The following is a 1,558-nucleotide window of genomic DNA, read 5'->3' as shown; positions in this document are numbered from 1 at the left end:
AATGAATATACCGGTTACGCCTTTGGAATGGGAATTGAAAGAATTGCAATGTTATTGTACCAAATTGGCGATATTAGAATGTTTTATGAAAACGATGTTCGTTTCTTAGAACAATTTAAGTCAAGTTTATAAAATAAAAAAATCCCGAAATTATCGGGATTTTTTTATTTTATCGCTATTGAAGAAAATTACAATTTTAGTATTATGATTATTTACTTAATAAAAATTAAATATTATAACTCTTTCTTATTAATAAAAAATACAATTTATCGGAAAGTATTTTTCTAAGCTTTAATAGCATTGGACCGGGCTTCCCAATAGCATATCGCATTTTATTACTATTGTCTGTTGCGGCTATAAAAATTGTTTTAGCAACAACCTCTGGCCCTTCTGCATCATTTATAACTTTTGATGCTGCTGCATTAAATTTTGAAATAAATACATCATAATCACTTGTGTAATCAGGCTTAACGAATTTTCTGCTTCTTCCATAAAAATCAGTTGCTATTGGACCAGGTTCAATAAGCTTTAATTTAATGTTAAATTGTGCTAATTCATAATGTAACGACTCTGTAAAGCCTTCAACAGCAAATTTTGTTGCATGATAAATGCTGTATAATGGGAAAGTGATTTTTCCACCCATACTTGAAATTTGAATAATTGTTCCGCCACCAGAGGGGCGCATCACTTTTATTGCCTCTCTTGTCACACGCATTAATCCAAATACATTGGTGTTAAATTGGTCTTCAATTACTTCATCAGACATTGCTTCAAAAGCGCCATCCACTCCATACCCCGCATTGTTTACAACAACATCAATAGTCCCAAATTCTTCTTTTACTTTTTGAAATACTTTACTGATACTATCAAGGTTCGTAACATCTAAAGGATAAAGTTTGACATTATTAAAGGTCTTAAAGTCAGATTCCTTTTCAGGATTTCTTTGCGTAGCAATTACATTCCATCCATTTTTTGCAAATTCAATAACGGTTGATTTCCCAATTCCACTTGAAGATCCTGTAATTAAAATTGTCTTTTTCATTTGATTATGTTTTAATTTAGTGCAAACTTAGTAGTATAAAATCAAACCTACAACATTAGAGTATAGTCTATGGTTGTTATTTTTTTAATATTTTTTATATTTGCATTATGTTAATAAATGAAATAGCTAAGAAAACAGGGGTTTCTGCCCACACGATTCGCTTCTATGAGAAGTCAGGATTGATTGAAGGTAAGCGCGATGAGTCTATCAAAACAAACAATTATTTTCACTATGATGAAGAAACAATTGAAAAATTAGAATTCATTAGCGATGCTAAGTCAATTGGTTTCACAATAAGAGAAATTGGGCAACTCATAGATGCTTGGTACAAAAATAGATTTAGCAAAGAAGAAAAATTAAGTATTCTCGATGAAAAATTACAATCACTTGAACAGAAGATGAAGGAAATTAAGGAAATGAAAAGTCAAATAGAAGCATTCAAGAAAGACGTGCTAAACGATAAGTGTTAATTCTAAAATAAAAAAGCCTTTACATTGCTGTAAAGGCTTTTTATTT

The 1,558-nt window shown here is 30.4% G+C and carries 3 protein-coding genes; 2 read left to right on the top strand and 1 reads right to left on the bottom strand.

All coding sequences use genetic code 11. From position 1 onward, the window contains the following. The coding region (locus tag ABWO04_RS11830) for a tRNA ligase subunit PheS family protein (RefSeq protein WP_502903995.1) at positions 1 to 132 on the top strand (132 nt) is incomplete at its 5' end. A gap of 94 nt (positions 133 to 226) precedes the next feature. On the opposite strand, the gene ABWO04_RS11825 is transcribed toward ABWO04_RS11830, so the two are convergent. After that, a complete protein-coding gene (locus tag ABWO04_RS11825) occupies positions 227 to 1,042 on the bottom strand; it encodes an SDR family oxidoreductase (RefSeq protein ID WP_353079887.1) in 816 nt (271 codons plus the stop codon). A 107-nt stretch (positions 1,043 to 1,149) separates the two neighbouring features. Between ABWO04_RS11825 and ABWO04_RS11820 the strand changes: the two genes are divergently transcribed. Continuing rightward, a complete protein-coding gene (locus tag ABWO04_RS11820) occupies positions 1,150 to 1,512 on the top strand; it encodes a MerR family transcriptional regulator (RefSeq protein ID WP_353079886.1) in 363 nt (120 codons plus the stop codon). Positions 1,513 to 1,558: the final 46 nt, after the last annotated feature.

Source organism: Flavobacterium sp. (genome assembly GCF_040382755.1).
Taxonomy (GTDB): Bacteria; Bacteroidota; Bacteroidia; order Flavobacteriales; family Flavobacteriaceae; genus Flavobacterium.
This window is presented reverse-complemented; position numbering and strand designations above follow the sequence as displayed.